The sequence below is a fragment of the Stenotrophomonas maltophilia group sp. Smal32 genome (assembly GCF_030237085.1).
Lineage (GTDB): Bacteria > Pseudomonadota > Gammaproteobacteria > Xanthomonadales > Xanthomonadaceae > Stenotrophomonas > Stenotrophomonas maltophilia_Q.
Genome location: NZ_JASJSI010000179.1, coordinates 1 through 5,123 on the forward strand (window position 1 = coordinate 1; position 5,123 = coordinate 5,123).

Below are 5,123 nucleotides of genomic sequence, written 5' to 3' on the forward strand. Positions count from 1 at the left end.
GACCACGCCATCTGGTTCCATCGCCCGTTCCGCGCCGACGACTGGCTGCTGTACTCGCTGGACAGCCCCAGCGCGCAGGATTCGCGCGGCCTGGCCCGCGGCCAGTTTTTCACCCGCAACGGCGTGCTGGTGGCCAGCACCGCGCAGGAAGGCCTGATCCGCGTCGTTCCCGACCAGGCTGCGGCCGCCGCCGTGCCGGCCAAGGAGTAAACCCATGCGCCAGATCTTCAGCAGCCAGCGCGTGGAAACCGTCGAGGGCGTGGCCGAGCTCCTGCGCGAGCACGGCATCGAGGTCAAGGTGACCAACGGGCGCTCGTACAAGACCCGCCGCCGCGGCCAGTTCAGCTATACCGACCTCGGCAACGCCAATGCCTATCCGGCGGTGTGGATCGTGCGCGCCGACGATCAGCCGCGCGCGCGCGAAATCCTGCGCGAGGCGCGCCTGCTCGACACCACCCGCCGCGACCACCCCACGGCCGAGTTCGCCTTCCGCGACGCGCCTGAAGCGGGCAGCGGCGGCCGCAGCTGGGCCTGGCGCATCCGCATCGCGCTGCTGGTGGTGATCGCCGGCGTGGCACTGGTGATCGGCCTGCGCCACCGCGGCGCCCCGGCGCCTGCGGCACCGGCCCCTGCCCCGCAGGCCCAGCCTCAGCAGGCGCAACCGGCCCCGGAGGCCGCGCCGGAAGAGGAAGAAGTGCGGGTCCGCATCCAGCCGTCCAAGTAAGGGGCGGTAGCGCCGGGCCATGCCCGGCGAGCACAGCGACCTGGCAGCGGGGCGGCGATTTCACCGTAACCCGTCAGGATTGGAGCCCCCTTGTTGTTCAAGGGGGTGCGCCAACGGCGCGGCGATGAAGTGGAATGCGCGGACCGCAGATGCATCAGCATCTGCGGTCACATTGGGCGCGCAGCTCCGTCTTGGGACACAATCCCAGCAGGAGTGCCGCCGCCATGACGACGTTCGCCGCATCGATCGACCAGACCCTGGAACGCGAACTGCCGGCCGCCGCCAGCGGTTGCCAGCACGCCTATGGCCGAATCGTTCTGGCCTGCCAGAACACGGTCACTGCCATCGCGCTGGCCATCACCCGCGACCGCCAGGCCAGCGAGGACATTGCTCAGGAAGCCTTCGTGAAGGGCTGGCAGCAGCTGCACCAGCTGCGCAGCTCGACCAGCTTCCTGCCGTGGCTGCGGCAGATCACCCGCAACCTGGCCCGTGACTGGTTGCGTGCGCAACGTGGCCGGCCCCTCTCCGGCGAGGCGGCCGAAGTGGCGCTGGGGATGGCCGCCGATCCGTCGCCGAGCACAGCCGACCGGTTGCAGCGTGTGGAAGAAGAGATCGCCGCCGAGGACATCATCTCCGCCCTGCCCGCCGACAGCCGCGAAGTACTGCTGCTGTACTACCGCGAGGGCCAGCGCTCGCAGCAGGTGGCCGACCTGCTCGGGCTCAGCGACGCGGCGGTGCGCAAGCGCCTGTCACGCGCCCGCGCCCTGGTGCGTGACGGCCTGTTGCAGCGCTTCGGCGAGTTCGCCCGCAGCAGTGCACCGAGCGCCGCGTTCGCCACCGCCGTGGTGTCGATGGTGCTGGTCGCAGCGCCGGGTACGGCCAGTGCTGCGATCCTGCTCAGCACTGGTGTCGGCATCGGTGGCAGCAAGCTCGGCCTGGGCGGCGCCAGCGCTGCCGGCGGGACCGCAATGGGCACGCTGACCGCTACGCTGGGCCAGCTGCACGTGATCCCGGCCGAAAACTGGGGGGCGATCGCCGGTGCCGTCATCGGCGGTGCGATCGGCAGCTACCTCGGTGCGCGCTTCCTGATGTCGTACACCGGGACCGAAGACGAACGTACGCAGGTGCGACGCTTTGTGCGTATCAACACCGGCACCGGCCTGGCCTGGTGCCTGGTAATGCTGGTGGCGACGTTGTTGCAGGTGCCGATGTGGAGCCAGTTGCTGCTGTTGGCACTGGGTCTGGCCGTGGTCAACTACCAGTGCCTGGTGCCGCTGCAGCGCCTGATGGCACCGATGATCGCACGTGATTCAGCGAGGCGCGGCCGCAGTGGAACCAACTGGAAATTCGAATCCCTGTATGGCCGCACCGGCATCATCGGCGCGAACGTGTTCGTGATCGCCCTGGTGGTGTATTCGCTGATGCGCAGCGGAAACCTGTAACGAACAACGCCGGCAGTGCGCCGGCGTTGTCGTGGATCATCGCGTTGAAACTCAGCGCTGCGGCTGCGGCTTCGGCACGCTGCCATCGCGCGGACCGCCATGACGCGGGCCGCCGTGCATCGGGCCCTTGGCTGCGTCGAACTCGGCCTTGCTCAACTGGCCGTCCTTGTTGGTGTCGGCGGCAGCGAACCAGGCATCACGGCGCTGCTTCATGCGCAGCTCGCGGTCGGCCTTGTCGAGGTAGCCGTCCTTGTTGAGGTCGAGCTGGTCGAAGCGCGCGGTCAGGCGCGGATCGGCCTTGGCTTCCTCGCGGCTGATGCGCCCGTCCTTGTTGACGTCCAGCTTGGCCCAGCGCTCGCCGCCGTGGCCACGGCGACCATGCTGCCAGCGCGGCAGTTCATCGCGCGAAAGCTTGCCATCCTTGTTCTTGTCCAGCTGGTCGAACTTCGCGGCCAGACGCGGGTTGACAGCGGCCTCGCTGCGATCGATGACGCCGTCGCCGTTGGTGTCCAGCTTGGCCAGGCGCTGTGCCGGCGCGGCCGGGGTATCGGCCGCCAGCGCGATGCCGGAAGCGGAGGTGGCAAGCAGCAGGGCCAGCAACAGGGGGGTACGGATCATGGGGTCACTCCTGGGAATGGGAATTGCGTCGGGGGTGATCACTTCACCCTCGGGAGACAACAACGCCCGGGCGCGACATCGGTTGACGCCGCGGCCGGTTCCATTCATCCGGCGGACAGTCGCCGCCACTGCGACGGGCTGGGGCTATGCTGTGCCCATGGCGATACACGGCGACAGAGACGACGAACTGCGGCTTTTCCAGACCAGCGAGCACCCCTGCGGGTACTGGTCGGACCGGGTGGCGCGCGACCTGGTGCTGGACCCGCACGATCGCCGCCTGGGCGGGCTGTATCCGCTGGCACTGAGCTGGGGCTTCCGCCGCAGCGGCGACCTGGTCTACCGGCCGCATTGTGCGCATTGCCAGGCCTGCGTGGCGGTGCGCATCCCGGTGGCCCGCTTCGCCCCGGACCGCAGCCAGCGCCGCTGTGCCGCCCGCAATGACGACCTGGAGGTGCGGATCACCGCCGCCACCGCCCGTGACGATCTGTTCGCGCTGTACCACCGCTACCTCACCCACCGCCACGCCAATGGCGGCATGGACGACCACGGGCCGCACGAGTTCGAGCAGTTCCTGATCGGCAGCTGGTCACACACCCGCTTCATGGAGATGCGCCTGCCCGGCCGCGACGGCCAGCCCAGCCAGCTGCTGGGGGTGGCAGTGACCGACGTCACCGAGCATGGCCTGTCGGCAGTCTATACCTTCTTCGACCCGGACCACGCCGCGCGCGGGCTGGGCACCTTCGCGATCCTGCAGCAGATCGAGTGGGCCCGCCGCGAGGGGCTGCCGCACGTGTACCTGGGCTACTGGATCCGCGGCCACCAGAAGATGGACTACAAGCGCCGCTTCCATCCGCTGGAGGCGTACGACGGCCGCCGCTGGCACGATTTCGACAACGAACTGGACGGGCGCTGACAAACCGCTGACACCGGGCCGGGTGCAGAATAGGGGGATGAACGCCAAACCCCTGATCTTCGCCCTGGCCCTGCTCTGCGGCGCCACCGCCCCCGCCTTCGCCACGTCCCCCGCGATGACCGAAAAGCCGTCCACTGCGCTGCGCCTGGCCACCTACAACACTTCGCTGTACTCCGACGACGCCGGCGGCCTGATCAAGGAGCTGGAAGGCGACAGCGAACACGCGCGCAAGATCGCCGCGGTACTGCAGCAGGTGCGCCCGGACCTGGTGCTGCTGAACGAGTTCGATTTCGACGACGCCCACCGCGCCGCCGAGCTGTTCCAGAAACGCTACCTGGAAGTGGCCCAGCCCGGCGGCGGCAAGCCACTGCACTTCGCCTACCGCTACCTGGCCCCGGTCAACACCGGCGTGCCGAGCGGCCTGGACCTGGACAACAACGGCGTGGTCGGCGGCGAAGGCCGCAGCCGCGGCAATGACGCCTGGGGATACGGCCTGCACCCGGGCCAGTACGGCATGCTGGTGCTGTCGCGCTACCCGATCGATGAAGCCAAGGTGCGCAGCTTCCAGCTGCTGAAGTGGAGCGCGATGCCCGGCGCAATCCGCCCGGTCGATCCACGTACCGGCCAGAGCTTCTACAACGACCACGTGTGGTCGCAGCTCCGCCTGTCCTCGAAGTCGCATTGGGACGTGCCGGTGAAGACCCCGGCCGGCGTGGTGCATGCGCTGGTATCACACCCGACCCCGCCGGTGTTCGATGGCCCGGAAAAGCGCAACGCTGCGCGCAACCACGACGAACTGCGCCTGTGGCAGGAGTACCTGTCCAGCGGTGACAAGCCGTGGCTGTGCGACGACAAGGGCCAATGCGGTGGCCTGGCGCAGGACGCGCGCTTCGTGATCCTCGGCGACCTCAACAACGACCCGGTCGATGGCGATGGCCGCCATGAGGCGATCGTCGAGCTGATCGAGAACGCCCGCGTGCTGCGCTACCCCACCCCGCGCAGCGTCGGCGGCGAGCAGACCAGCCTGGCTTATGCGGCCAAGGGCATCGAGCGCAAGGGCGCGCCGTTCCACGCCACCGGCGATTTCGGCCCGAAGTCCGGCACCATGCGCCTGGATTACGTGCTGCCCTCGACCGGTTTCGAGTATGTGGGCAGCGGCATCTTCTGGCCGGCCAATGAAAGCCCGGAGGCGAAGATCGCCGACGGCAGCGACCACCACCTGGTGTGGGTGGATGTGAAGCCGTAAGGCAGATTGCGCTGTAGAGCCGAGCCCACGCTCGGCTCCCGCGCAACACAGCCCACCGTGGGCTGCGCTCAACACAGGGGTCTCACGCACATCCACCAGCTGCACCGCCAGCGTCACCAAGATAACCGTCCGGTCGTACCGGTACAGCCTGGTATTTAAACCCACGGTTATGGAAAAACC

At 68.5% G+C, this 5,123-nt stretch carries 6 protein-coding genes; 5 read left to right on the plus strand and 1 reads right to left on the minus strand.

From position 1 onward, the window contains the following. The 3 genes from QRO91_RS21835 to QRO91_RS21845 all read left to right on the plus strand — a co-directional run. Nucleotides 1-210, plus strand: a 210-nt coding sequence (locus tag QRO91_RS21835) for an acyl-CoA thioesterase II (RefSeq protein ID WP_285310570.1), incomplete at its 5' end; no start/stop codon positions are given. 4 nt (nucleotides 211-214) lie between these two features. Next, nucleotides 215-724, plus strand: coding sequence for a pathogenicity-like protein (locus tag QRO91_RS21840; protein ID WP_100443652.1), 510 nt, complete (start codon nucleotides 215-217; stop codon nucleotides 722-724). Nucleotides 725-948: 224 nt separating this feature from the next. After that, the gene (locus tag QRO91_RS21845; RefSeq protein ID WP_049427811.1) at nucleotides 949-2,166 is read left to right on the plus strand and encodes an RNA polymerase sigma factor; all 1,218 of its coding nucleotides are present in this window, start codon (nucleotides 949-951) and stop codon (nucleotides 2,164-2,166) included. A 51-nt stretch (nucleotides 2,167-2,217) separates the two neighbouring features. Here the strand turns inward: QRO91_RS21845 and QRO91_RS21850 are convergent, their stop codons facing one another. Further along, nucleotides 2,218-2,784 (minus strand): EF-hand domain-containing protein, encoded by a 567-nt coding sequence (locus tag QRO91_RS21850; protein ID WP_197620195.1) that lies wholly within the window; start codon nucleotides 2,782-2,784, stop codon nucleotides 2,218-2,220. Between the two features lie 157 nt (nucleotides 2,785-2,941). Between QRO91_RS21850 and QRO91_RS21855 the strand changes: the two genes are divergently transcribed. Both QRO91_RS21855 and QRO91_RS21860 read left to right on the plus strand, forming a co-directional pair. Beyond that, on the plus strand, nucleotides 2,942-3,697 hold the full coding sequence (locus QRO91_RS21855; RefSeq protein WP_197620196.1) for an arginyltransferase: 756 nt from the start codon (nucleotides 2,942-2,944) through the stop codon (nucleotides 3,695-3,697). A gap of 37 nt (nucleotides 3,698-3,734) precedes the next feature. Further along, nucleotides 3,735-4,943, plus strand: a complete 1,209-nt coding sequence (locus tag QRO91_RS21860) for an endonuclease/exonuclease/phosphatase family protein (protein ID WP_049427817.1) — start codon at nucleotides 3,735-3,737, stop codon at nucleotides 4,941-4,943. The last annotated feature ends 180 nt before the right edge of the window (nucleotides 4,944-5,123 follow it).